The following is a 329-nucleotide window of genomic DNA, read 5'->3' on the forward strand; positions in this document are numbered from 1 at the left end:
GCGTGTTCTTTTCTTGTCTGCCCAGTAGACAAAGTAGACCCAACTGTTATTGCTTTACAGGTCTATTTTTCGTCGTTATAATCTAGTTAAATCCCGTAAGGGCGCACTTATGCGTTCTAAAAAGAACGCGTAAAAAACCATAATCGACCTTCGTCAATTTTTATCTTAGTTTTAAGGAATCGGCGTTGTAGCGCAGATATAAAAATTAATACTGCACGAACTAGAATCGACGTTGTAGCGTAGATATAAAAATTAATACTACATAGAAATTTAACTAAGATTTAAGCTACTAGTTTTTTGCTAGTAGCTTTTTTATTTTCTTAATTTTT

The sequence above is a fragment of the Staphylococcus sp. GDY8P94P genome (genome assembly GCF_017892255.1).
GTDB classification, from domain to species: Bacteria; Bacillota; Bacilli; order Staphylococcales; family Staphylococcaceae; genus Staphylococcus; species Staphylococcus cohnii.